The sequence below is a fragment of the Alteromonas sp. ABH4_453 genome, assembly GCF_056160665.1.
Window position 1 is genome coordinate 174,336 of the sequence record NZ_JBSWXP010000006.1, and the last position, 25,810, is coordinate 200,145.

General features: G+C 45.0%; 23 protein-coding genes. 9 read left to right on the forward strand and 14 right to left on the reverse strand.

All coding sequences use genetic code 11. The features are described from left to right. Positions 1–14 precede the first annotated feature (14 nt). On the forward strand, positions 15–950 hold the full coding sequence (locus ACXAGV_RS13420; protein WP_474873693.1) for an alcohol dehydrogenase catalytic domain-containing protein: 936 nt from the start codon (positions 15–17) through the stop codon (positions 948–950). Here ACXAGV_RS13420 and ACXAGV_RS13425 read toward each other — a convergent pair. The 4 genes from ACXAGV_RS13425 to ACXAGV_RS13440 all read right to left on the reverse strand — a co-directional run bounded on the left by ACXAGV_RS13425 (position 945) and on the right by ACXAGV_RS13440 (position 5,445). Beyond that, entirely contained in the window at positions 945–2,702 is a 1,758-nt protein-coding gene (locus ACXAGV_RS13425; RefSeq protein ID WP_474873694.1) for a diguanylate cyclase, read from the reverse strand. The genes ACXAGV_RS13420 and ACXAGV_RS13425 overlap by 6 nt on opposite strands. A gap of 150 nt (positions 2,703–2,852) precedes the next feature. After that, complete coding sequence (locus ACXAGV_RS13430) at positions 2,853–3,884, reverse strand: DUF2955 domain-containing protein (RefSeq protein ID WP_474873695.1); 1,032 nt, start codon at positions 3,882–3,884, stop codon at positions 2,853–2,855. Between the two features lie 8 nt (positions 3,885–3,892). Further along, positions 3,893–4,966, reverse strand: a complete 1,074-nt coding sequence (locus ACXAGV_RS13435; RefSeq protein ID WP_474873696.1) for an HlyD family secretion protein — start codon at positions 4,964–4,966, stop codon at positions 3,893–3,895. Beyond that, positions 4,966–5,445 carry a MarR family winged helix-turn-helix transcriptional regulator gene (locus ACXAGV_RS13440; RefSeq protein WP_474873697.1) on the reverse strand — a complete coding sequence of 160 codons (480 nt, stop codon included), beginning with the start codon at positions 5,443–5,445 and terminating at the stop codon, positions 4,966–4,968. The genes ACXAGV_RS13435 and ACXAGV_RS13440 overlap by 1 nt, the downstream gene beginning before the upstream one ends. A gap of 352 nt (positions 5,446–5,797) precedes the next feature. On the opposite strand from ACXAGV_RS13440, the gene prfC reads away from it, so the two are divergent. The 3 genes from prfC to ACXAGV_RS13455 all read left to right on the forward strand — a co-directional run bounded on the left by prfC (position 5,798) and on the right by ACXAGV_RS13455 (position 10,006). After that, on the forward strand, positions 5,798–7,387 hold the full coding sequence (gene prfC, locus ACXAGV_RS13445) for a peptide chain release factor 3 (protein WP_474873698.1): 1,590 nt from the start codon (positions 5,798–5,800) through the stop codon (positions 7,385–7,387). A 33-nt stretch (positions 7,388–7,420) separates the two neighbouring features. Further along, positions 7,421–9,151, forward strand: coding sequence for an arginine--tRNA ligase (argS, locus tag ACXAGV_RS13450; protein WP_474873699.1), 1,731 nt, complete (start codon positions 7,421–7,423; stop codon positions 9,149–9,151). A gap of 288 nt (positions 9,152–9,439) precedes the next feature. Further along, on the forward strand, positions 9,440–10,006 hold the full coding sequence (locus tag ACXAGV_RS13455) for an NADPH-dependent FMN reductase (protein WP_014978661.1): 567 nt from the start codon (positions 9,440–9,442) through the stop codon (positions 10,004–10,006). Between the two features lie 41 nt (positions 10,007–10,047). On the opposite strand, the gene ACXAGV_RS13460 is transcribed toward ACXAGV_RS13455, so the two are convergent. The 5 genes from ACXAGV_RS13460 to ACXAGV_RS13480 form a co-directional block, all read right to left on the reverse strand. Then, positions 10,048–10,716: a pentapeptide repeat-containing protein gene (locus ACXAGV_RS13460; protein ID WP_474873700.1), complete on the reverse strand. Its 669-nt coding sequence runs from the start codon at positions 10,714–10,716 to the stop codon at positions 10,048–10,050. 65 nt (positions 10,717–10,781) lie between these two features. Continuing rightward, positions 10,782–12,632, reverse strand: coding sequence for a methanol/ethanol family PQQ-dependent dehydrogenase (locus ACXAGV_RS13465; RefSeq protein ID WP_474873701.1), 1,851 nt, complete (start codon positions 12,630–12,632; stop codon positions 10,782–10,784). A 243-nt stretch (positions 12,633–12,875) separates the two neighbouring features. Next, positions 12,876–13,511 carry a response regulator transcription factor gene (locus ACXAGV_RS13470; RefSeq protein WP_014975961.1) on the reverse strand — a complete coding sequence of 212 codons (636 nt, stop codon included), beginning with the start codon at positions 13,509–13,511 and terminating at the stop codon, positions 12,876–12,878. 105 nt (positions 13,512–13,616) lie between these two features. Further along, complete coding sequence (locus tag ACXAGV_RS13475; protein ID WP_474873702.1) at positions 13,617–14,792, reverse strand: DUF2891 domain-containing protein; 1,176 nt, start codon at positions 14,790–14,792, stop codon at positions 13,617–13,619. A 119-nt stretch (positions 14,793–14,911) separates the two neighbouring features. Further along, on the reverse strand, positions 14,912–15,961 hold the full coding sequence (locus ACXAGV_RS13480) for a PLP-dependent cysteine synthase family protein (RefSeq protein WP_474873703.1): 1,050 nt from the start codon (positions 15,959–15,961) through the stop codon (positions 14,912–14,914). 410 nt (positions 15,962–16,371) lie between these two features. Here ACXAGV_RS13480 and ACXAGV_RS13485 point away from each other — a divergent pair, with 410 nt between their 5' ends. Then, the gene (locus ACXAGV_RS13485; protein ID WP_474873704.1) at positions 16,372–17,586 is read left to right on the forward strand and encodes an endonuclease/exonuclease/phosphatase family protein; all 1,215 of its coding nucleotides are present in this window, start codon (positions 16,372–16,374) and stop codon (positions 17,584–17,586) included. Positions 17,587–17,680: 94 nt separating this feature from the next. On the opposite strand, the gene ACXAGV_RS13490 is transcribed toward ACXAGV_RS13485, so the two are convergent. Then, complete coding sequence (locus tag ACXAGV_RS13490) at positions 17,681–18,547, reverse strand: DUF417 family protein (RefSeq protein WP_474873705.1); 867 nt, start codon at positions 18,545–18,547, stop codon at positions 17,681–17,683. 231 nt (positions 18,548–18,778) lie between these two features. On the opposite strand from ACXAGV_RS13490, the gene ACXAGV_RS13495 reads away from it, so the two are divergent. Beyond that, positions 18,779–19,237, forward strand: a complete 459-nt coding sequence (locus tag ACXAGV_RS13495) for a hypothetical protein (RefSeq protein ID WP_474873706.1) — start codon at positions 18,779–18,781, stop codon at positions 19,235–19,237. Positions 19,238–19,306: 69 nt separating this feature from the next. Here the strand turns inward: ACXAGV_RS13495 and ACXAGV_RS13500 are convergent, their stop codons facing one another. Next, positions 19,307–19,753 carry a hypothetical protein gene (locus ACXAGV_RS13500; RefSeq protein WP_474873707.1) on the reverse strand — a complete coding sequence of 149 codons (447 nt, stop codon included), beginning with the start codon at positions 19,751–19,753 and terminating at the stop codon, positions 19,307–19,309. Positions 19,754–19,955: 202 nt separating this feature from the next. On the opposite strand from ACXAGV_RS13500, the gene ACXAGV_RS13505 reads away from it, so the two are divergent. Continuing rightward, on the forward strand, positions 19,956–20,393 hold the full coding sequence (locus tag ACXAGV_RS13505; RefSeq protein ID WP_474873708.1) for a DUF2177 family protein: 438 nt from the start codon (positions 19,956–19,958) through the stop codon (positions 20,391–20,393). Here ACXAGV_RS13505 and ACXAGV_RS13510 read toward each other — a convergent pair. Further along, positions 20,371–21,525, reverse strand: coding sequence for a fatty acid desaturase family protein (locus tag ACXAGV_RS13510; RefSeq protein ID WP_474873709.1), 1,155 nt, complete (start codon positions 21,523–21,525; stop codon positions 20,371–20,373). The two genes, ACXAGV_RS13505 and ACXAGV_RS13510, sit on opposite strands and share 23 nt — an antisense overlap. Further along, positions 21,522–22,580, reverse strand: a complete 1,059-nt coding sequence (locus ACXAGV_RS13515; RefSeq protein ID WP_474873710.1) for a flavin reductase family protein — start codon at positions 22,578–22,580, stop codon at positions 21,522–21,524. Before ACXAGV_RS13515 ends, ACXAGV_RS13510 begins: the two co-directional genes overlap by 4 nt. Positions 22,581–22,869: 289 nt before the next feature. On the opposite strand from ACXAGV_RS13515, the gene ACXAGV_RS13520 reads away from it, so the two are divergent. Beyond that, positions 22,870–23,955 carry an alkene reductase gene (locus tag ACXAGV_RS13520; RefSeq protein WP_474873711.1) on the forward strand — a complete coding sequence of 362 codons (1,086 nt, stop codon included), beginning with the start codon at positions 22,870–22,872 and terminating at the stop codon, positions 23,953–23,955. A gap of 225 nt (positions 23,956–24,180) precedes the next feature. Here the strand turns inward: ACXAGV_RS13520 and ACXAGV_RS13525 are convergent, their stop codons facing one another. Beyond that, positions 24,181–24,399, reverse strand: coding sequence for a hypothetical protein (locus ACXAGV_RS13525; RefSeq protein ID WP_014948746.1), 219 nt, complete (start codon positions 24,397–24,399; stop codon positions 24,181–24,183). Positions 24,400–24,710: 311 nt separating this feature from the next. Between ACXAGV_RS13525 and prfB the strand changes: the two genes are divergently transcribed. Next, a protein-coding gene (prfB, locus tag ACXAGV_RS13530; protein WP_474873712.1) for a peptide chain release factor 2 occupies positions 24,711–25,809 on the forward strand; the annotation gives its coding sequence in 2 pieces (ribosomal slippage) (positions 24,711–24,785 and positions 24,787–25,809; 1,098 coding nt in all). Position 25,810 lies beyond the last annotated feature (1 nt).

The window sequence follows — 25,810 nt, forward strand, 5'->3', positions numbered from 1 at the left end:
GTTAAGGAGCTTTTATGCAAGCTAACGTTTGGCAATTTGAACAAGCTGGCGCATCTCTGGTAAAGCAGGTACGCGAGTTTTCTGAGCCGAAGGCAGGGCGTATTGTCGTGCGCAACTATGCTATTGGCATTAACCCAGTTGACTGGAAATTTATCGATGATAATCCGCGCGACTGGGAAAAAGGGCATATTCCCGGTGTGGACGGTGCGGGTGTTGTTGTCGCTGTAGGTGAGGGCGTTGATAACAATCTATTGGGTAAGCGTGTGGCTTACCATCATAGCCTAGGTGAAAACGGAAGTTTTGCCGATCACAGTGAGGTGTATGCTAGCCGTGTAATGGTCGTGCCGGAAAGCGTTGATTTTGCACTAGCTGCTGCCTTGCCATGCCCAATGCTTACTGCCTGGCAGGCGTTTAGTAAAGTGCCGGTAAGAAAAGGGGCTGATGTGTTGGTCAGCGGTATGGGCGCAGTTAACAAATTGCTGGCACAAATGCTTTCCCAAGCAGGTTTTAGTGTGCATGTTATCTCAGGTAGCTTCTCGCAAGAGCAAGCCGATGAGATGGGAGTAAAAGCCATCCATCGCGGTAAACCCGAAGGACAAACATTTTACGCGCTTTTCGACGCTAATGGGCCAGACTATGCGGCGTCACTTGTACCGCTTCTTGAAGCTACTGGTCACGTGGTGAGTATTCTAGGCAGGATTGAAGAGCCTGTTGATGCGCCTTTCACGCGTACTATTTCTTATCATGAGATAGCGCTAGGTGCGCTGCATGATTATGGCGATTTGTCACAGTGGCAGCGTTTGGTGAAAGACGGTGAGGCGTTACTTGAGCAAGTTGCTGCGCAAACGTTGGTTGTCGAAATACCTAACGTGTTTGAATTCGATAATTTGAACAACGCGCTGCAATTTTCAAAAGAAGACAAACGAAAGGCGGTGGTAACCGTGTCATAAAGCCGGAATGATTAGGTTTCTTCCTTTATCTTTGGCAAGGTAGAGGGCTTTATCAGCTCGCCTAAAGGCTTCGACAATATCGTCGGAGCCTTTACATAGTGTCCAACCTATACATGCTCCCAGTTTCCTGTCATCTATCGATGCAATCGCTAACTGATTAATGGCACGGTGGACGATTTCCAATTGTTTTGCAAATTCCTCGGCTTCGCTAGACTGGTTACCATTAGGCTGTGTGACGTGCTTTGCAATGGCAAACTCTTCTCCACCATAGCGCGCTGCTACTTGTCCCTCATCATTAAGCGGCGCAAGAATGTTAGCAATGCCCTTTAGTACTTCGTCACCTACATCGTGCCCAAATGTATCGTTGATATTTTTGAAGTGATCTAAGTCGATTAGCGCAATGGCTAGCGCGTTATGGTCGTGTAAGCTTTTATCAAACGTATTGTCTACGAACATATCCAGCGTACGTCGGTTGGGCAACTCCGTTAAACTATCTTTGGAAGCCAGTTCTGCCAAGGTGCTATTCGTTTGTTCAAGTGCAAGGGTACGCTCTTTTACCAGCACTTCTAATTTAGATGCCCGCTCACTTTTTAATAGTGCCGCTTCTTTTTGTGCGTCTCTTTCTCTTTGCACAACCTTAACCATGTAGTTCGCGGTAAGCGCGACTATAAACAGACAGGTCATCACGAGCCCAGTCATGAAGGTGGCGATAGGCTCTAAATAAAGCTCAACCTCAAAAAGTGCAATAATAGTAAGGACTAAGGTACTAAATGTTACTGGAAGCATAGCGGCTGCTAGCCATTTGGCTCTATCAGAGCCCCGTTTATGCTCTACAAAGATAACGAGAGCTGCAATCAGTATATAAGGGAAAAAGAGAATAACAGGGAGCTTAAGAGCTATATCGAGCCCCATGCTTTGCCAAAACAAAATACCCATAAATGGCAGAATTACGCAGAATCGTTTAACCGGTTTTGCTCCGTAAACTTCGTGGTTGTCTCTGGCCAGTGTCTGAAACAAAACCCAAAAGGCGGTAATTAAAACAGAGTAAATACTTACAGCATAGCTAATGTCGTTCAAACTTGGTGTATTAGGCCACAGTAGTTCAAATGCATAGCCAAAAACTCGGAAGAACCAAAACGTTGTGGCAAAGATAAACGAAGCAAAGCTAAGAAAAACTAAATTGCGGCTTGCAATAAAACCCAATGTACAAAGAACAGTAAGCAGCCCCATTGCGCCGAAAAACGCCATATCACGCTGCAAGGTTTTCATGTAAAGGTTGCTATAATATTCCGGTGTAGCAACAGAGAAACTGTATCTAAGTATCTCGCCTGACATGCTGCCGGTGAACTCGGTATAAGACAAAGGCTGCAATACAGACGGGAAGTGATAGTTGGGCGTGTTTACCGTACGAGTGTTGTAAGGTGTATCGTCTCCTGTTTCCCATTGTTGGGTACCGTCGGTGACAGCGAGTGTTTTAATTGCAGGAAAGCTTATTGAAAACCAGACAGGAACTTGCGTATCTAATTGGTTGTAAACGCGAACTTTAAAATGTAAATACTGTGAAGGCGACCTTGCTATCACATCAGCGCTATAAAACCACTGTTCATCGCCTGTAAGTTCAGCGGAGTTGCTTACTGCAAAAACGACATCGCTGTCTAAAGACAGCATAGACTGTGGATCATTAAAATTAGCTGCGTTAGCGGTTTGGCAAAAGCATGCTATTACAAGCCATGCGAACAATATTCGCAGCATCCATCGTCCTTGTAGTGTTGTTTTTTTTGGTTTAAAAACCAATATAGCACATTGTTTAAAAATGTAAGCCTTCAAAAGATAAAACAAAAATACATAATCATCAGCTTATGTTTTTAGAGCACTGCTCAGTCTAGCCTGGTATCAGTAAGCTTAAGAAAATGTGTGGTGCCGTGTAGATTGATGTTGATTCAGTAGGCTATGTACAACAAAAATAGCACACAGGCTCAATGCAATGGCTACCGCAACAGACGAGAACCGATAAAGCGCACTGTATATAATATCTTGTTGGGGGGAAAGTGACTGTCCGTACAAGATGCCAAAGGTGGTCAGTACGCCAAAGCCGGTCCCCGCGCCACCACCGTTCAAAACGTGCTGCCGACTTATAAAAAAGACCAATATCCACAGGCTAAAACTAGCGAAAAATAACGTATCGCTGTAATCCAGCAAAACCAGCTGAGCGATCAGGGCTAAATTGCACCCAATCAAGGTGCCTATTGCTCGCTGCCAACCGCTCAAGGTGGCCCCTTTCCAGCAAAGAGGAAACAGAATCAGTATGCTCGCTGCTTGCGCCGAAATAGAATCAACTAAATCGAAGGTTTGAAACACAGCAAAAGATAACGTAGCTACTGTCGTGCATAAGATGACTTCGTGTCGGATGCTCGCTTGGTCTTTAGACACCTTAGGGGGTGGTGTTCGCGGTGCTTCATCAGGAAATACAAGGTGCAAGACAAAAGCGATGGCTAAAGCAAGTAAAATTGCGCCAATATTTGAAATCACCAAAGGGTAAACGTCTATTCCATCGTTACTGTAACTTGCGAAGTGCAATTGTAAAGACAGACCAACAAGAGAAAATGCGCCAAACAAAAACAATGTACCCTTACTCATTTGCCAAAATAAAAAAGCAAAGGTTGCTGCGATTAATGGTGTAATAAGCAGCGGATGGGAGCCAAACAAACCATACACTACTAGCACAACCATTGCCGGGAACACGGTCGCTGCAAGAAACTGTCTTATTATGTGCCCATTTAAAACAGCTACCAGCCCTAACAATAAGATGGGATAAAGGGTAAAAAATATTGGGTTTGGCCAGTCCATCGCCTTAGATATCGTAAACCCGAGGGTCGTGCCGCTGGCAATCCTAAGCATCTGTTGAACATCGTTTTGACTGAGTTGTGTTTTCATAACCTGCTTTAGTAGATGTAATGCAATAAACTGATAAAGCGAATTTGAACATTCGCGACAAAACTTTCTACAGGGTTATCAGGAACAATTTGAACCGTCGCCCGTGCACCACTCGTCAGATGAATTAATGGTGCTTCACTTTCTTCTAAGCTGATGTGAACACGCTGGCGCTGCGCGTCACGTACCCATCGGTTCGATTTCTCAACTGCGGCTAGCGTGCCGTTTGCTGACAGTTGGCCATCACTAACGCCAGCCTCGAAATCTTCCACCTGCGCCGCAAAGACCTTCCCAGGTATCGCGTCAAAAACAACTTTAGCACGCACGCCTTTCTCTACATTGATTAGCGACTTTTCTCTAAAGTCAGCAACCAGGTCAAGCCTATTATCTACAACAGATGCAAGGGGAACGCTTTGTTTGGCATAGGTTCCTTTTGTCACCTGCATATTTGCCATAATACCGTCGTGTGGAGCCTTTATTCTGGTGTATTCCAGATTTAATTCGGCAAGATTTTGCCCGTTGCGGGCTTCTCGATATTTGAGGTTACGATCTCCTCTTTCTCCCCTAGCAACAATCTGCTGGTTTAACTCAGCTTTAAGTGCGCTTAAATCTGCCTCGGCGCTTTGAAGTTGAGCGTTAGCTTTATCCACGTCTTGTTGAGAAACCACGCTGCTTTCTATTAAGGTGTTTAACCGTTGATAGTCACTTTTGCGCTCTACGAGTATGGCAGTGGCGGCTGCTATTCTTGCCTTCATTGCGTCCACTTGGGCGTCAATTTGAGCGTTTTCTTGTGCCACATTTGCTAATTCAATCTGCGCTTTTTCAAGCGCGATATTGTAGGGTGTATCGTCAATTTCGAACAATACTTGCCCTTTTTTAACATGTTGATTATTGCTAACTAATACCTTAGTGATTGGGCCATTAAGCTGAGGTGATATTTGTGTAACCTGATGGTATACCCTCGCCTGAGGTGTCATTGGCATGCGGATATCAGCAACTACAAAATATATAAAACAGGCAGCAAAGGCTACTAACGCCAGTTTTACGTACCTTGCAAAAGCTTGGTCGGGTGTTCTTTCACTCACTAATTTGCCTCCAGAAGCCGAACGGCATTTTGCTCAATTTTGTTAATGCATAGAGTCATTATATTTAGCTCCTCATCGGATATACCTTCATAGACCTCGTCCCGCAGCGCGGCCAGCGTGCTTTCAATATCCTTCATACGGCTTTTTCCCATTGGTGTGAAATAAAGCAAACGGCTTCGCTTATCGGTGTCGCCAACAACGCGTTTGATCAACCCCGCCGTCTCCAATTGTTTGATTGTTCTAGTGAGACTCGGCATCTCTATTTCAAGACTTTCTGCTAACATTTGTTGGGTACATCCTTCGCCAAGCAAAGCCATATGGATCATTACACGCCACCTAGATTCAGTGAGGTCAAGGTGGGCTACAGATTTGGTGACTGTTTTTCTGCACCTTCTTGAAGTACGTGCAAACAGCGCGATTAAGTGAAGTGGCATAGGTTCTGAAAACGTCATCGTGATACCTGATAAAATAATTAGCATGCTAAGTATTTTATTTGATTAGCTTGCTAAGTAAATGGTTATGGGACGAATAGGTTAATAAGTTCGTCGAGCGTTTACGTGAAGGTTTTCGTAAAATTAAACGTTAAAAACTTAAAGGCACCTTTGAAATTAAACCGTCGATTCATTTAACCCGTCATAAGATAGGTGCTACGTAATTTCGCTCTACTGTTACGCCCAGTAAAATGCTAAAATCCGCGCAATTAATTACCAAGCCGTATCAAGCGTTTCACCGCAATATACAATTTGCGCGGACAAGCATTGCCTATCCGATATAAAACGCGCCTGTAAGTTATTGGTTTACAGGGATAATAGATAACGAAGATAAGTATTGATGTCAGATAAGAAACTTCTAGAAGAGATTAAAAAGCGACGTACGTTCGCAATCATATCGCACCCGGATGCGGGTAAAACCACCATTACTGAAAAAGTATTGTTGTTCGGACGTGCGCTTCAGACCGCCGGTACTGTAAAAGGTAAAAAATCAGGTCAGCATGCTAAGTCTGACTGGATGGAGATGGAAAAAGAGCGTGGTATCTCGGTAACCACCTCAGTTATGCAGTTTCCATATAGCGATCACTTGGTAAACCTGCTGGATACCCCGGGGCACGAAGACTTCTCTGAAGATACTTATCGTACGCTAACAGCCGTTGATTCATGCCTTATGGTAATCGATGCGGCGAAAGGTGTAGAAGACAGAACTCGTAAGCTTATGGAAGTTACTCGTTTGCGCGATACGCCAATTGTGACTTTCATGAACAAGCTAGACCGCGATATTCGCGATCCTATGGAACTGCTTGATGAAGTAGAAACCGAGCTTGATATCCTGTGCGCGCCAATCACGTGGCCAATCGGCTGTGGTAAGAGCTTTAAAGGTGTATATCACCTTCACCGCGATGAGACTATTTTGTATCAAAGCGGTCAGGGTCACACTATTCAAGATGTGCGTATCATTAAAGGGTTGGATAACTCAGAGCTTGATACGGCAGTAGGAAGCGACCTTGCCGAAACTCTGCGCGACGAGCTTGAGCTTGTACGCGGTGCATCGAATGAATTTGATCAAGAGCTATTCCGTGAAGGTCAGTTAACGCCCGTATTCTTCGGTACGGCATTGGGTAACTTTGGCGTAGACCACATGCTTGATGGTCTGGTTGAATGGGCGCCAGCCCCACTAGGCCGCGAGACAGAAGAAGGCACTATCGAAAGCACTGATGGTAAGTTCAGCGGCTTCGTATTTAAAATTCAGGCCAACATGGACCCGAAACACCGCGATCGTATTGCGTTTTGTCGTATTGTGTCTGGTAAGTATGAGAAAGGCATGAAAATGCGCAACAGCCGCTTAGGCAAAGATGTGCGTATTTCTGATGCACTGACTTTCTTAGCAGGCGATCGTGCTTTACTAGAAGAAGCTTATGCAGGCGATATTATCGGCTTGCACAACCACGGTACTATTCGAATTGGTGACACCTTTACTTCGGGCGATAACTACCGCTTTACTGGCATTCCAAACTTTGCGCCAGAGCTATTTAAGCGTATTCGCTTGAAAGATCCGCTTAAGCAAAAACAGTTACTTAAGGGGCTTATTCAGCTATCCGAAGAAGGTGCGGTACAGGTATTTCGACCCCTTGCAAACAACGATTTGATTGTGGGCGCGGTTGGTGTACTTCAGTTTGATGTGGTAGTGGCACGACTTAAAGCCGAATACAATGTAGATGCACTTTACGAGCACGTGAACGTTGCAACAGCCCGTTGGGTTTACGCGGATGATGAGAAGAAACTAGACGAGTTCCGCCGCAAAGGTGAGCAGAACCTAGCCCTTGATGGGGGGGATAACCTAACGTATATCGCGCCAACAATGGTGAACCTGCAGCTGTCGCAAGAGCGCTACCCAGATATACAGTTTACGAACACGCGCGAAAATTAAGCTAGTAAAGATTAAATAAAGACACAAAATATTATGAACATACATGCACTATTAGTTAACCGTTTCACTGAAGCTTTACAAGAAATGGGCGTAGAAAATGCGCCAGTGCCAGTTTCGCGCAGTGCTCGACCTGAGTTTGGTGAGTATCAGTTTAACGGCGCTATGGCGCTAGCCAAGCAGCTTAAGCAAAAACCACGTGATATTGCAGAGAAAATTGTTGAGACTGTAAAGCTCGACGATATTGCCAGCAAACTAGAAGTGGCTGGCCCTGGTTTTATCAACGTACATTTAAATGACGAATGGCTGTCTAATCAATGTGAATTGTCGCTAACCGATCCACGTCTAGGGATTGCTAAGTCAGCAGAGCAGAACATTGTCGTAGATTACTCATCGCCAAACCTAGCCAAAGAAATGCACGTGGGTCACCTGCGTACTACCATCATCGGCGATGCTGTGGTTAAAGTGCTTGAATTCTTGGGCCACAATGTAATTCGTCAAAATCACATGGGCGACTGGGGCACGCAATTCGGCATGTTGCTTGCGCACCTATCAGACAAGCTACAAGATGAAGTGGCTGAAACTGCGCTCTCTGATCTTGAAGACTTTTACCGCGAAGCCAAAGTACGCTTTGACGAAGAAGAAGGTTTTGCCGACCGCGCCCGTGAATACGTAGTTAAGCTGCAGGGCGGTGACGCTCAGTGTCTGGCGCTGTGGGAAAAGTTCATTGACGTGTCTATTGCTCACTCCGAAGAAGTGTACGACAAGCTAAATGTAAGCCTGACCCGTAAAGATATTATGGGTGAGTCGGCTTACAACGACGATTTAGCCAACGTAATCAGCGACCTTAAAGCGAAAGGCCTTGCAGTAGAAGACCAAGGTGCACAGGTAGTATTTATTCCAGAGCTTGCTGATAAAGAAGGCAACCCTGCGGTTTACATCGTTCAAAAGTCGGGCGGCGGTTATCTATACGCAACAACAGACCTTGCGGCAATGCGCTATCGCAGCGGCAAGTTAAACGCTGACCGTACGCTGATTCTTACTGACGCGCGTCAGGCACTGCACTTCAAGCAAACTGAAATTGTAGGCCGTAAGGCAGGCTTCATGAAAGAAGAGCAAACTTACGAGCACTGCCCGTTTGGTATGATGCTAGGCAGTGACGGTAAGCCATTTAAAACCCGTACCGGTGGCACGGTTAAACTGGTCGAATTACTGGATGAAGCCGTTGAGCGTGCGGGTAAGCTTATCGCAGAGCGCGACAACGATTTAAGCGAAGACGAGCTTAAAGAAGTCGCTCACAAGGTGGGTATTGGCGCTGTGAAATACGCTGACCTATCTAAAAACCGCACAACCGATTACATGTTCAACTGGGACTCAATGCTAAGCTTTGAAGGTAACACCGCGCCTTATCTTCAATATGCCTACACCCGTGTGAAAAGCTTATTCAGAAAAGCGGGTGTGGATATGGCCACCATGCCAGTAGATATCAATATTGCTGAGAAACAAGAGCACGCGCTAGCTGTATTACTTATGCAGTTTGAAGAGGTGATTGGTACAGTATCTCGTGAAGCAACGCCTCATGTACTGTGTACTTATCTCTATGATGTGGCTTCAGCATTTATGTCATTCTACGAAGCGTGCCCGATGTTAAAAGACGGTATTGAGCCAGCTGTACGCGATAGCCGTCTAGCGTTGTCAGCTCTGGTTGCCAAGACGCTAGAGCAAGGATTAACCCTACTTGGCATCGAAACACTAGAAAAAATGTAGTGTTCGCGGTACAACATACATATTGATAACAAAGAGGCTGACATTGATTGTCAGCCTTTTTTTATGCGAAACATAAGCGTCAACCCTACAACGCTCGTTTGCGCTAATCGTGATCGTTATACCAGTGGGCATAGATTATTGCGTACTCAGCGAGACTTAAAATGTTCGTAATCGCGGCGTGTAACCGCAGGTACAGTGGTATAACATTTCGATTAGAACCGATAGGGCGATAGCTTCCTATAAATCAGACAACTAGAACACTACTTAAATTAACGACAGGAAACTCAAATGACTAAGATCCTTGCATTTGCAGGTAGTACCCGTAAAGGTTCATTCAACCAAGCTATTATGAAAGTTGCCGCAGAGGGCGCACGTGAGGCTGGCGCAGAGGTTACCGTTATAGACCTAGCTGACTTTCAAATGCCGTTGTTTAATGAAGATGAGGAAGCAGAGTTTGGTATGCCTGAAAAAGCACAGGCGTTCAAAGAATTGCTAATGAGCCATGATGGTTTTCTTATTGCTTCACCAGAATACAACTCAAGCTATCCCGCACTGCTAAAGAATGCCATCGACTGGGCATCGCGCATGGGGGAAGGCGAAAAGCCATTACAAGCATATCGCGGTAAGGTGGCTGGAATTATGGCTGCGTCTGCTGGTGGGCTAGGCGGCATGCGCGTGCTGGTGGTACTGAGAATGCTACTTGAAAATCTAGGTACTATGGTGCTGCCGAACCAAAAAGCTATCGCGAAGGTAAATACGCTTATGGAAGATGGCGCAATTACGGATGAAAAGACGATTAAGCAGCTTAAAAATTTGGGTAAAGAAACGGCTGAGTTGGCAGGTAAAGTGTCTTAGACGAAAGCGACCTTGCTAGAGTAACCCCAAGGGGCTCTAGCTTACCAGTCAATAGGACAGTTTATACATTCGTCCATGAAAGTGCCCTGAAATGTTGCGTAGTGGATGCGCGTGCCGGTTAGGTTCGCTCGATACAAACTTGCATCGTTCAGTTTTGCTTCCTGAATATTGGCGTTAATCAGTGAAGCACCTTCAAAGTTTGCTTTGTTCATCCAAACCCGCTCTAAGCGTGCGGCACGTAAGTTGGTGTTTACCATTGTCGCACCTGATAAACGCGCTTGGTCCAAGTTAGCACCTGAAAAGTTGGAGTTAGTGAAATCAACCCCTTGACCGAAAAGCGCCCAGCCATCTACGGCTTCTAAGTTAGCGTTGCGAACTTTTGAGCTGCGTAAATCTGCGTGTTTTAAATTGGCGGTAGCTAAATCAGCGTGATCTAGGTTACTTTTCTTAAACGTCGCATAGCTTAAGTTGGCGTGCCTTAAATCTGTTTTGTTGAACTTAACGTTGGTGAATACTGCCCCGTGCAAATTTGCATGGCTCAAATCAGCACCGCTTAAGTCTGTATCGCTACACACTGTCTTTGGTTTTATTTCACATCCGTTGATAATTTCCACGTCATCTTCGAAATCGGGAATGGCACTGGCAGTTGCTGAATATAGGACAACTAATAATATAGGGAGTTGTTTGGTTGCTTGAAAACGTAAGCGCATGAGAGCTCCTTAATGCCGAGAGGCGTTTTCACCGCCTCTCGGTTTGGTTTGTTGCAAAGATAAAGCTATTGTTTAGCTACGTTTTGCTTTTTATTGTGATTAGGAAGTTTAAATACCCAGAACGAACCACCTTGCGCGACAGGTTTGGTGAGTTCAGCCATATCTCCTCCCCATAGAGGTACTGCACCACCATACCCTGACGCTAAGCCGATGTATTGCTCACCATCCTCTTCCCAGGTTATAGGGCATGAAATGATGCCCGAGCCCGTTTGGAACTTCCAAAGTTCTTCACCGGTTTCCTCATCGAAAGCTTTGACATAGCCATCGCCCGTTCCGGTAATAATGAGTCCGCCTTTCGTCGCCAGTACCCCAGCCCACATAGGAAGTTTCTCTTTATGCGTCCATTTTATTTCACCTGAAACTGGGTCTACGGCACGAAGTACACCCACGTGATCGTCATACATGCGTTTAATTCTAAAACCCTGTCCTAGGTAAGCAGCACCTTTCTTATAGGTCACTTCTTCTGTCCAGTAGTCTTCTTTCCAGTGATTTGCGCCCATATAAAACCAGCCGGTATTCTGGCTGTAGGCCATCGGGTTCCAGTTCTTCCCGCCCAAGAAAGGAGGCGAAACCTCTATTGATTTTCCTCGTTTTTCACCAGGCTCAGGCAGTGGCGGGCGCTGTCCGTCTACTTCGACTGGGCGACCCGTGTCAGGGTTTATATGTGTGGCCCACGTAATGTTATCTACAAAGGGAAAGCCTCTGATGAATTCACCGTTTTGCCTGTTAACTACATAGAAAAAGCCATTTCTGTCTGCATGAGCCGTCGCTTTTACGAGCTTTCCATTATCGTAATAGTCGAATAAAACAAGTTCATTGTTACCAGAGAAATCCCATGCGTCATTAGGTGTATGTTGATAGAACCATTTAACCTCACCAGTGGTTGCATCTACACCCACTTGGCCGGAAGTATAAAGGTTATCCCAATCTCGCGGATCGCCGCCTTTGGCGGTGCGTTTCCATGTATTCCAAGGAGCGGGGTTACCTGCACCTATGATGATAGTGTTAGTTTCAACATCGAAGCTTGCACTCTGCCATGGTGCGCCACCACCGTGGTGCCATGCCTCAACCATTTCGCCATTTTCATCTTTCGGCCACGTTGTCACTTCGTATGAACCACCAGTAGGCGTGCTGTCTTTTCCATTTAATCTGCCCATGTGGCCTTCAACAAATGGACGCATCCAAATCTCTTCACCGGTTTCAGGATCGCGTGCAAATAGTTTTCCTACAACACCAAACTCATCACCGGATGAACCGTGAATAAGCATGACCTTTCCTGACTTTTGGTCTTTAACAATCGTAGGTGCCCCCGTCATGGTGTAGCCTGCACGATAGTCTTCAAAGCGCTTCTTCCATTTTACTTTGCCCGTTAGCCGGTCAAGGGCAACAACGCCAGCATCCAGCGTACCGAAAAAGACTAAGTCACCATAAATTGCTGCGCCGCGATTTACCACGTCACAACAAGGTCGAATACCTTCTGGAAGGCGGTGGGCGTAGTCCCACAACTTCTTACCTGTTTTTGCTTCATAGGCGTAGATACGGGAGTAGCTACCGGTTACATAGACAATACCGTCGTACACTATTGCCTGGGACTCTTGACCCCGTTGCTTTTCATCACCAAAACTCATCACCCAAGCCGGAGATAGCATGTGTACATTTTCTTTGTTGATTTGGTCGAGTCCGCTGTAACGCTGAGCTTCTGGACCCATACCATACATCAGCACGTTCTCAGGCGTCTTGGCATCATTTTCAATGTCTGCCCATGTCACGCCATCGTCCGCATATAAATGTGAACTCGTACCTAAACCAATAATTACGCTTAAGGCCAATGAAGCCTTTGAATAGAACTTAGCCATAGTTTTATTTCCACTGTTACCTTGATGTTGTGTTAACAGTATGTAACTAAGTAGAGGCCCTGATAAACGGATTCCGTCCTTCAAAATACGGGAAAAATTCCCTTAGATTGAAGTGTAATGAAAACGCTAATATATTGATTTGCATTAGGTATCTTTATCATGAGACAAAGTCAGTACCAAAGGGGTATAAAAAAGATACGAAAGTACAGGGAAGTTTTCCCGACCTTGTTTAGTGGCGCTTGTTTAGCTGGCAATTTTGATATAACCCTGCTTTATGGCAAGGTGAACAAACTCGGCATTTGTCTGTAGCTCAAGTTTTCGCTTGAGCTGGGTGATAACGTTTGAGACCGTCTTTTCAGAAATATTGAGGCTTTCAGCGACCTGTTTTCGGCAAAGCCCATTCGCTATGCCAAGGAATATATCCAACTCTCTTTGTGTCAGATCTGTTAAGTTGCCTCCAGAATGTGACAGGTTGAATGTAGCGAGCTCAATGGCAGTATTGTGTTCTAAATAACGGCGGCCTTTAATGATAGATGTCACCGCGCTTATCAGTACATCAGGTTCACTTTGTTTACTAACATAGCCCATTGCCCCTAGTTTCATAGCTCTATCGATGATGGAAATATCATCGAACATGCTGAACATAAGTACTTTTGCGTGCTCCCAGCGCTGAACAATATATTCCGCTAGCGTGAGTCCGCTGGTGGTTCCTAAATTAATGTCTAAAATAATGAGGTCGAAGTGGTTCGCACGAAGTGCATTTGTGGCTTGCTGCGCATTTTTTGCATTGGTGACGACAGCGCCTTCGAGTACCGAAGATAACAGTGTAGAAAAGCCTTCTCTCACTATTGCGTGATCATCAACGAGTAAAATTTCCATAGCTGCGCTTTATTCATATCACCATAGAATGAGCATGCCACGGTAGGCGTGTGAGACGAATAGCACTTTAGTGCTCATTCATCTCACACTTTAGTAGGATATAAGTTAATTCAAACCGCGCTGTGTTTCTAAGTAGCTGGCAAAGCTGCCAAGCCAATGGCTGCCCATATAGTGCATGTCACCAAACACCGCGTTGAGCCCGGCCTCACGATGTGAACTTAATGCTTTCTTAAGCACAGGTAAGCGTTTGTCACCTTCAGGCAAAGCTTGCATTATGCCTTCTATCATCCACGCTCGGCTGATGTTCAGCCCGTCTAGGTGAGCGAGTTTACCATCCGTCTTGTCAGTCACTGTAGCGGGAGCTAGCCAATTTGATGTTCTAGCTGTGAGGCTAGGAAAGAACGCTGAAAGCCATTGGCTATAGTCCTTTTTAGACATTACTCTTCGCATTAAATCAGCTTCGGCCAAACACGGTGATAAGAAATCTTGTCCTGAAGGTTCGTAGGCAAGAGGGCACTGTGTATCGTCCTGATAGTAGTCTTTCACCCTGGACGTTAACAGCGCTTCAAACTCCTTATTACCTGCTGTTTTCGCCCAATCCAACATTAAGCCAAAAGCAAAGGCGGTTTGGCTATGCTCACCCGTTCGGATTGGGTAAGCTAATTTGGGTAACCATGCGCTTACTCTGGCTACAATTTCGTCCTCGAGAGGACGTAAAGTATTTAGCCATTTTGTTGCTTCAGGAAGGGAAGATTGACGTAGTTCAGCGGTTAGCTGCAGGAACCAAGCAAGACCATAGGGGCGTTCAAATGAGGCATTGTTTTCACGCTTAAGGCTCGTCAATTCACCTTGGATATTTTTAGGCGTAAAGCTGATGTTGAGCTTTTCAATGATCTCATCCTTATCCACTGCATCTTGCGCAGTGTTTAGCATTCTTACTAAAAGCCAATGGCCATGAACCGACGAGTGCCAGTCTAAACAACCATAAAATGAAGGGTAGAGTTGATTTGGTGCCTTAACGTCATCGCCGTTATTCATCATGTGTTTTATTACATTGGGAAACTCTTGATGAATACAGTGAAGTGCAAGGTTGGCAAAAACGCTTTCGTAGTTGCTGTTAGAAGTATCAGCGTTGGTGGTCGCATTTGCGGTTTGGTTAATACTAGTACTGCTTGTGTTCGCGGCATCAATAGTCGACGTACTGCTAGCAAAAGCAGTATTTGCAGTAACCGTGGTGGCTAGTGCAGCAGTGCAGTAAATAAGGTTCTTTATTTTGAGCATAATATTACGCGCTTTATCAATGATATGAGTATGCCACCAATGTATAGTGTTAAACCTTTTGAATAAAGTGCTGCGCGATACATAACGCCCCAGCACTTTAAACAGCAGAAACAGGCTATTTAAGCAGGGGCTCCAATGGCCTCTAGTTTGGTGGTGTATTCAGCGAATGAACCAATGGTCTTTTCTACCCAACCAGCATTATAGTAAGTTTCACTATACCGCTCTCCGCTGTCGCACATAAGCGTTACAATCGAGCCCATTTCTCCTCGCTGCTTCATTTGTTCAGCAATACTTAGTGCACCCCATAGGTTTGTGCCAGTGGAGGGGCCGGCTTTTATTCCCATGGTATTGTTTAACCAATGCATAGTAGCAATACTGGCCGTATCAGGAACGGCAATCATGTCGTCTATAACGTCGTGCTGAAATGAGGCTTCCACTTTAGGACGTCCAATCCCCTCTATGCGGCTTCCACGGGTAGCGGTAAGTGTATGATCCTTATTTTTGAAGCTATCAAAAAACACACTGAATTCTGGGTCTACTACAACGAGTTTTGAAGAAAGACCTTTGTAGCGAATGTAGCGGCCTATGGTTGCTGATGTTCCGCCTGTACCTGCACTCATAACCACGGTGTGTGGTACAGGGTGGGGCTCGGCTTTCATCTGCTCAAAAATACTTTCAGCAATATTATTATTGCCGCGCCAGTCTGTAGCGCGCTCAGCGTAAAGGAACTGATCCATAAAGTAGCCGTTAAGTTCTTTCGCTACCTTAGTGGCTTCGCTGTGCATTTGTGTAGGGCAATCCACAAAGTGACACTGTCCGCCATATCGCTCAATAAGCGCGATTTTACTTTGGGCGGTAGATGTAGGCATAACAGCAACAAATGGAACGCCAATCATTTTAGCAAAATAAGCTTCAGACACCGCTGTACTGCCTGACGAGGCTTCAACCACAGTCGTTCCCTCTACAATTTTTCCATTACAAAGGGCGTACAGAAAAAGGGACCGGGCTAGACGGTGCTTTAGGCTGCCTGTTGGATGGGTGCTTTCATCTTTAAGGTAGATATCAATATCTTTAAAGGCGATCTGCTCTAATTTGATTAAGTGCGTATCAGCCGAACGTTGATAATCTGCATTGATAATATTGATCGCTTTTGAAACCCAGCTTTTCATAACTCTTCTCTCTTTCTATTGAGTTCTTGGCCATTACTTAAAAATGCGCGCTGCAGTTGAAGTTCAGGGGCGCTATATTCTCTTAAGGCCAGAAAAAGATTATCAGTACAATATGAGTAATGGATTCTATTATTCCACTGTATGGTTGTTATTGTGCAATTTTATTTTATCAATGTTTTTAATTGTGCACTTATTTTTCAAAGTGATGATGGCGACATAGTTTGAGATATTAAAACTAACCCAAGATTGTGACGACAAGGGCAAAAAAATAGCCGTAAGTGAGGTAACTTTAGGTAAGGTTCATTGCCCCTAGCGCTAAACAGATCCTGGCTATTCTTCAGTACAAAATAGTATAGAATCCTTGTCTATATTGGTATCGTTAGCAAACGACTTTATTTAAAGGTAACAACATGAAAATTAGGGCGCTTTTCTTTGTCACTGCTCTTTTCCCCGCGTTATGCGTATCCACGTTGGCTTATTCGCAAGAAGAGCAAATGCTAAAAGTTGCTACGTTTAACGTAAGTATGGAAGCCACCAACTACAAAGCATTAGGTATGGAGTCGAGCGACAAAGTACTTCAACACGTTCTATCTACGGGCGAGCACCCTCAAGTTCAAAATATTGCTGAGATCATTCAACGTGTGAACCCTGATATTTTGATGTTGAATGAGTTTGATTACATTGCAGATAAACGCAAAGGGGTTGAGGCTTTTATAAAGAACTACCTGAACGTTTCTCAGCGTGGCCTAAAGCCAGTGGATTACCCCTACACCTACGTAGCGCCAGTAAACACGGGCGAGCCTACCACCTTCGACTTAGACAATAATGGTAAGGCAGAAGGTTTTGGTGGCGACGCTTATGGGTTTGGTTTATATCCAGGTCAATACGGAATGGCGCTACTGTCAAAATACCCTATTGATGTGGAGAGTATTCGTACCTTTCAGAAATTCAAATGGCACCATATGCCTCATCCACAAATACCTATAATCCCTGATGAAAATGGCAGCGTGGATAAGGGCACTCCTTGGTACGATGTAAATGAATGGGCGGGATTGAGGTTAAGTTCAAAGTCTCATTGGGACGTACCAATTAAAGTGGGTGATAAGACCGTACATGTGTTAGCAATGCACCCAACGCCACCGAATTTTGATGGGAGCGAAGACAGAAACGGAAAGCGTAATTTCGATGAAATAAGGTTAATGGCGGATTACCTGTCTCCCGACAAAGGCGCATATATCTATGATGACACGGGTGAGAAAGTTAGCCTATCAAATAATACGCGCTTTGTGCTTGTAGGTGATTTTAATGCTGCTGATATCGGGGACAAACACAGAGAAGGTGTAATAGAACAGCTAACTGAGCACCTGCTCGTCAATAACGACACAATTCCAACAAGCGCAGGTGGTGCGGGCGCGTCCGGCGCTGCGTTTAGCAAGCGTTTTACTGCCTATTGGGGCGCCAGAGCCGACTATGTTCTACCATCTCGATATGGGTTCGATGTACATGATGCAGGCGTTTTTTGGCCAGCTAAAACAAGTGACCTGTATCGATTAGTTAAAGACCGTGCTGCCAGCTCAGATCATAGGTTGGTCTGGGTAAGCTTGTCGCTAGAACAAGATAAATAAAGGCCATCAAACGATTGCTTATTATTTGAGTGTTGTTTTATATCACTTGGGATGGCCGCGGCAAGCGGCCTTATGTAACTCAACTTAGCACATTTTAGTCTATCTGCGCTTCTCGGTTTTGGTCTGACACCGAATTAAATATTGTGAAGTAGGCCACTACCGCTAAGTTAGCGACAAACCAAAGGTCTTTAATAACGAATTGCCCTAAACGGTTTACGACTGTTGTACTGTTAAAGGTATCCGGCACAGTAAACAAAAATGTTTGGGTCATCAAAAATACGGATAAACAAGCGATTCCACTCGTAATGATCATTAGCTTGTTCTTAGTGCAAATACCTACGCCCAAAACGAGCGCAAAAAAGACGTCAAAACTACCTATTACATTCGATGCTCCCTGTACACTGAACACATCATAAAGCCACGACATAAACGGCGAGGTTTCTACTAACCCAACAATAGCATTGGCTTCAAACTCGAAAAACTTCATGCTTCCTATCCATAGTAAAACCATGGCTACAGGTGCAAAGTTAAGGTAAGTCAGCTGTTTATGAGAAAGTTTGTCGCGATAAAACAAGAACAGGAAAAGCGGTAATACTGCGAAGTACTTAATGATGCCTTGACCGCTGCCAATAATCGGAAAGCCCCCTAAATCGGCCATCCATCTTGTTGGTGATAATAACGTCAGCAATGGAATGGCAGTTACAAAAGCGGCATATAGTGTTACTGCTTTTGCTGAAACAAGGTTAAAACGTGCTGCAATGGTCATTAACGGTAGTAACAGCAATGCGATACCAGAAAAAGCACCAAGGGCACTCTCGCTCAACACAGTGTCTAACGAGTAGAAATTAAATGTAGCGGTTAGTGCATTGGGGTTTGCACCAAGTAAAAATGTTAGGCCAAGAACTGCGAAGCTAAAAGTGAGCAATGCGGTGACCATGTTTTCGGTTTGGTTTAGTGTCATAAAGCGTCCGTAAATACTGCTAGTTTTGCGAAGTGTATGTAGAGACCCGTCGAGGTAGCACTAAAATTTCATAGGTTTGATAATTTACTAGGCATAGCGCAATAAGCAAATAAGGATTTATCGACAAAATAAGAACTTATCTAATAGCGGTGGTCATAAGTATCGCAGGTTTAAAAAAGCGTGGCTTTTAAGTAGTGGTTGTTTAAAAAGTAAAACAAATAGAGGGAAAGAATGAAACAGGCAAGCGTTAAGATACAGCATCTGTTAAGGGCCTGGTTGGCAGTAGGCTTGAGTGCAACGTTAACGGCTTGTGGCGCTCAGCCCCCAGAACCTATTGATGAGCCAATCGCGAGTGTTGAAGACGTCGAAAGATTAGAGCAAGTTGTTGATACCTCTTTACCGTTGGTACAGCAGGCCTATTCCATTGAGTCTGAAAAAGTGTGCGATAAACACGGTGGTAACTGGAAGAAAGTAGGCCGACAGCAGGCGCATGCTTGTGTGCTACCAGCAAACGATGCTGGTAATGCGTGTAATGACAGCAGCGAGTGCGAAGTGGCTTGTGTTACGGAAAACAATAATATGGAAGCGGGAGAAAAGGCGCGCGGCGTGTGTTTAGAAAGTACGGACTTATTCGGCTGTCGAGCCTATGTGTCTAACGGCGTTGTGGAGCATACCTTGTGTGTTGACTAATAGGTTGTTTAGCAAACGAACGTTGAATGAAGCGCACGCCATCGGCAATGCGCTTCACAACAACGCGGGTTAATTAACGTTGGGGAACTCGATTTTGTCCAGTTCGCTCGCCGTTTCATTGCACTCACCTAATAGGTGTAGCCTATCTTTGGTTTGGTGTGTATCTATTTCTAGAAAGCCCGTTTGGCAGTAACCGGTCTCATCCAGTTTCTCATCAAGAGATGTATAAAGTTGCTCAGTCATTCTATCGCTGCTATGTGACGAGCCTTCGCGACTTTCCTGTCCTTGGCGACCGCCACGACCACTTCGTTCGCCTCCCTGACCACGGCCGCCTTTACCGCCACCTTTGGCACCGTCACGATGCTGCATTAACGGAATGCTAAAGGCGAAGAGCTTGGTACCGTCTTGCTTGATCTTCGTTTCAAAAAATATTTCATCCATGTCTAAAGGTGGAGGCCTATGAGCGCACGCACTGACAATCAAAGAGGTCGTTATTACTAATAGTGTTTTATTCATTTTATTTAACGCTTATTTGAACCACGTCACTTTGATATTCAAACGCCTCTTTAGTTGCAGCACCCACTGTAAGTTTTAAGTAAAGTGTGGATTTGTTTTTTAAGGTTTAGCATTCTCGCGGTGCGCTTATTGTGCAACACTTGCGTATTCATATTTTAAATCACTTGCATCCGCAATTTGCTTATTTACAGGGATAGGTTCCATGCTTTCCAACATCATTCGCTTTGCGAAAAACATCGTCGTGTCATTAATTGCAATCTTTGTGTGTTTTGGTGTGCTCGACTTCTTGTGGCTTGGCGTCATTGCGGATGGCTGGTATCAAAGTGAAATGGCTCCTCTGCTTAGAAGTCAATTTATCACGTGGCCTTGGGTGGTTTTTTACCTCATGTATGGATGTGTGGTGTTTGTACTTGCTGTGGTGGCGAACAGAGATAAGTCGCTACTTTATGCTGGGATCGATGGCGCGTTTCTAGGGTTGGCCAGTTATGGCGCCTACAATTTAACGGCGTACAGCATTATTGAAGGTTTTACTTTGTTTATTATGTTGATTGATTGGGCGTGGGGCACGTGCCTAACCAGCGCAAGCGCCATGGCCGGCTGGTTAGGGTTTCAACTGGTTAAGGGAAAGAGTAGCGAATAATGCGTTTTAACACGCTGGCGTATTGTTTTAAAAAGCCGCCAGTGTTGTAGTGCATGCCGTGTTCTTCGAATACGGCTTTTACCTTGGGCGCCATCTCTCGGTAGCGTCTGGCTGGGATATCTGGAAACAGGTGGTGCTCAATTTGAAAGCTTAAATGCCCAGTAAGCACGTGAAACAGGTTTCCGCCCTTTATGTTCGACGAGCCCAGCGCTTGTCGGTAGTACCATTGCCCTCGGGTTTCATTAACACAATCTTCTTGTTTAAACGTTTCCACGTCGCCAGTGAAATGGCCGCAAAAGATAATAGTAGATGTCCATAAATTGCGTAGCAAATTGGCGATAAGGTTGCCGGTAAATACCCATAAAAATAACGGCCCAGCTAACAAAGGAAATAGTACATAATCTTTTACTAACTGACGTGCGCCTTTACTAAAAAAGCGTTTCTTAAGTTCATTATGGGTAACTTGATTCTTGCGGTTGTCTTTCTTCTTTCCAAAGAAGACCCGTTCTGCAGCCATCTCGTGATAAGACACGCCCCACTGAAATAAAACACTAAGTACGATATAAGTTGCGAACTGCCATAGGTTTTTTACACGCCATCTGAAATCATTAGACAGGCGAAGCAAACCATAGCCAAAGTCTCTGTCTTTCCCAATAATATTGGTATACGTGTGATGCTCGTAATTATGAACGCGATTCCAGCTCGAACCATCGCAGGCGATATCCCACTCATAGCCTTTCGAATTAATGTGTTTGTCGTTCATCCAATCGTACTGGCCGTGCATCACGTTGTGGCCTATTTCCATATTATCGAGAATTTTTGCTGTAGCTAAACTCAATACGCCGGCAACCCAGAGCAGCGGTTGAATGAACCCCAACATTAAAAGTATCCGTCCGCTCCACTCGCAAATTCGCTGAACAAGAATAATACGTCGGATATAGGCCGCATCTTCAGCACCCACTTTTCGTTTAATGTCAGCTTTAATTTCATCAAGCTGAGCGGCAAGTAACTCGTAGTTCGGTTTCTCTTTAGTGCTCGTTGGCCGAATTGCTTTGGTTTCACTTATCGGAAAATGCGCTTGTTCGATGGCTGCTTCACGGTGTTGTTTGTCTATTGAAACGCTAGTGTTCATAGTTGAATCTCCAAATCAGTAACGGCTTGTGATACACACAACTGAATAAGTTGCTCTGCACTATCTGAAAGTTCGCCAGTACGGGTGTCTCTTACCACGCCCCGTTTCTTAACACATTGGCATTGATGACAAATTCCCATGCCACAGCCATAAGTCACAGGTTGTTCTGCTTGCTGAAGTTGTATAAGTAGGGTTTGCTGATTGTCAATAGCCAAAGATTGGCCATTGTGAACCAAAGAGAAGGTTTCGTTTTCGGTAAGGCTGGTGTTGCTCACCACAGGAAGCGCAGCGAAGTGCTCGCTCGAAACAGGGACGTTGACCGTTTTTGCATAACTTTCAACTTGCTCGAACATGGCATGTGGACCACACACTAACCAGTATGCATTGGCAAAGTTACACAAATGCGCTTCTACGTCTCCGTCTTTTTGCTTGCTCAAAATATCATAGGTGAAGTGCTCACAGCGCTGACTTAACGCTGATATTTCATTGAGTAAGACATGCTCGCCTGGCTTAGCAAAATAAAGTAAGTGTACCGGTGTATGGTTTAGCTGCGCGTTGTTAACGGCATCGTCAAGCATGGCAATGAAAGGAGTTATACCCGAGCCGCCTGCTATCATAAGTAGGGGCTTTCCCACCTTCGGCCAGATAAATTCCCCCATAGGGGCTGAGATATTTACCCATTGATTAGGCACACAAGAGTGAAGATAAGGTGTTAATGCGCCCTGAGCTTTAACCTTGGTTACAAGGCGAATCTGCTTTTCTTTTTGTCGGGTGTTAGCACCACTCGCTATGGTAAACACGCGAGTGGTGAGCCTGCCATTAATTTCTATGGTTAATGCGATATGTTGCCCTGCAATATGCGTTGGCCAAGACCTCTCTGGTATAAGTAACACCTCGAGCATATCCGTTCTCAGTTTTTTTACGGTCACAACTCTAGCTCTGAAATATCCATCGCGCCACGCGGGTCTAACTTGCTGCATCAGCACTTCCCAGTAGCCCTTCCAAGAGGCATGGTGAAAAATGCGATCAGTGAATTTATCTAGTAATAGTCTCAATGTAGAAATCACACCTGTATTTCGTCGGAATATCTTAAATACAAAAAGGATGAAAATAGTTTAGCTTACACTTGTACGCCAACTCAGCGAACAAGTGTAAGCTTAATTTTTTCTGCGTCAAGAGGAGATGCATGAAATTTGGGATAACGTCGTCGAAATGTGCCGGTACTTTTGTGAAAAATGCAAAAGTGCTTTGTTAAAAGTACGGGTTCTAATCCAGCTTTAGGGTCTTATATTTACCGCTATCTAAACGTGTAAATTGCAAGAATAAAGTCCAAAGGATCGTATTATGAAACTATTTGAAACCCTATCGCTGGCTGGAAAAACGCTGAACAATCGGGTTGTTATGCCGCCAATGACCCGCTCCCGCTCAACACAGCCGGGAGATGTGCCCAACACCCTTATGGCTGAATATTACGCTCAGCGCGCGAGTGCAGGGCTTATTGTGAGTGAAGGCACACAAATTTCGGCACTCGGTAAGGGTTATGCGTGGACGCCGGGTATTTATACCAAGGCGCAAATCGATGGCTGGAAGTTGGTAACAGATAAAGTCCATGAAGCGGGTGGTGTGATGTTTGCGCAACTTTGGCACGTGGGTCGTGTTTCTCATCCATCAAATACAGAAGGGCAGCAGCCAATTAGCGCATCGGCGATTCAAGCAAAAGGCGTAAAAGTATTTGTTGATGAAGGCGGCAACCCTGGCTTTGTTGAGTCGGTCATGCCCCGAGAAATGAGCATTGAAGATATAAAAGCCGTGGTGGAAGAGTATCGCGTTGCGGCGCGCAATGCCGTAGATGCCGGATTTGATGGCATTGAGTTGCATTCTGCTAATGGTTACTTGCTTAACCAGTTTATTGATTCTCAGAGTAATACAAGAACTGATGAATACGGCACAAGTGTACAGAACCGTATTCGATTCTTGAAAGAAGTGGTGCAGGCTGTGTCTGAGGAAATTGGCGCTGATAAAGTAGGTGTACGTTTGGCGCCCCTAACAACATTAAACGGGACGGTCGACGACAATCCCGAAGAGACCTATCTTGCGATTGCTTCTATGCTTAATAGTTTCAAGATTGGCTATATGCATATTGCTGAAGCCGACTGGGATGATGCGCCGCAAATGCCAATATCATTCAAGATGGCTATTCGTGAAGCTTATAGCGGTCTGCTCATTTATGCCGGAAAGTACGACACAGAGCGTGCCGAACAAGCTCTAACTGAAGGGTGGGCAGATATGATTGGTTTTGGTCGACCTTTCGTGGCGAACCCAGATTTACCCTACAGACTAGCGAATAATGTACCGCTGAATGAGCACAACCCCGATACGTTATTTGGCGGTGGTGAGAAGGGCTACACAGATTATTCTTTTGCTAAATAGCCGGAAATTCCAGCGGGTGTGTAGAAAACACTTTGCTCAGGAAAAAGGGGCAATCCATGAAAAATGAGCATGGCTCTTTTTTACCAGAACGAACAGCACTTAAAACATGTTGTTCGTTCTAATTCTTACTTTCGTCAGTCAGCAGTTAGACTCATTACGTAACAGTTATACGCAGTGATGTGTTAACACCGTTGATACTCACCGAGTCATTTCTGCACTTTACGGTTAATATTTACGATTGCGATATAGCCAAGTGAAAATTCCGCTTCCCGCTATTAACATTGACGTGGCAAGCCACAATTTAGAAATGGGCGTGCCGTTGGGGCACTGTAACGCCATCGTTGCCCCGGCAAGGTTCTGGCAGTCGACGAGTTGGCCCAAGGCCAATACAAAAAGACCGAGAAGTACGCCGATAACGGCATAAGATAAATTATTGAACGACATACTTTTCCTAAAAGATTTTCCAATCAATTCGCACACTAAACGCACGCGACAATTAGCAATAATGCTCCAAACTAGTGCAGCTGAAGGCTGCCTTTTCAAACATTTACTCTATTCGTATGGGCTAAGACAGCCTAGCCAATAGTAGATGCGCGCCATTGAACGGCAAAAATGTTCGCTTCAACGAAGGCGCTTAAAATCCATACGAAAATTTGCACAAACTCAGTGTCGCAATATTTGCGCCAACCCCTATCAAAATTCCTTCAAATTCGGTACTATCCGCGGTCTTAAATTTTTAACGAAATAAGCGGACTATGTTTGAAATAAACCCCGTTACTAATGCGATAAAAGATATCCGCGAGCGCACCGAAGCGCTTAGGGGGTATCTTTGACTTTGATGCAAAGTCAGAGCGTTTAGAAGAAGTTAGCCGAGAGTTAGAAAGTCCTGATGTTTGGAACGATCCAGACAGAGCGCAGGCACTTGGCAAGGAAAAAGTGGCCCTTGAACAAATTGTTGAAACGATCCATAAGCTTGATCAGGGAACTGAAGACGTTGAAGGTCTTGTTGACTTGGCCGTTGAAGCCGAAGATGAAGATACCTTCGTTGAGGCCCAAAGTGAACTTGAAGGCTTAATTGAACAGCTAGAAGTGCTTGAGTTTCGCCGTATGTTTTCTGGTCCAAATGATGAGAACGACTGCTACATTGATATTCAGTCGGGCTCTGGTGGCACAGAAGCGCAAGATTGGGCGAATATGCTGCTTCGCATGTACTTGCGTTGGGGTGAAGCCCACGGTTTTAAAACTGAACTTATTGAAGTATCAGACGGTGATGTAGCCGGAATTAAAAGCGCAACTTTGCGTATTCAGGGCGAATATGCATTCGGTTGGCTGCGCACAGAAACTGGCGTGCACCGTTTGGTTCGTAAGTCACCGTTTGACTCGGGTAACCGCCGTCACACGTCATTTTCATCAGCGTTTGTATACCCAGAAATTGACGACGATATCGATATAGATATCAACCCGTCTGACTTACGTATAGATACCTATCGCGCATCGGGCGCAGGTGGACAGCACGTAAACAGAACGGACTCTGCGGTACGTATTACTCACGAGCCAACGGGTATTGTGGTGCAGTGTCAGAACGACCGCTCGCAGCACAAAAACAAAGATCAGGCGATGAAGCAGTTAAAAGCCAAACTTTATGAGTTTGAACTGCAAAAACAAAACGCCGAAAAACAAGCGATGGAAGACAGCAAGTCTGATATCGGCTGGGGAAGTCAAATACGCTCTTACGTACTTGACGACTCTCGCATTAAAGACTTGCGCACTGGCGTGGAAACACGCAACACTCAAGCCGTGCTAGATGGCGACTTGGACAAATTTATTGAAGCCAGCCTGAAATCTGGGCTGTAAA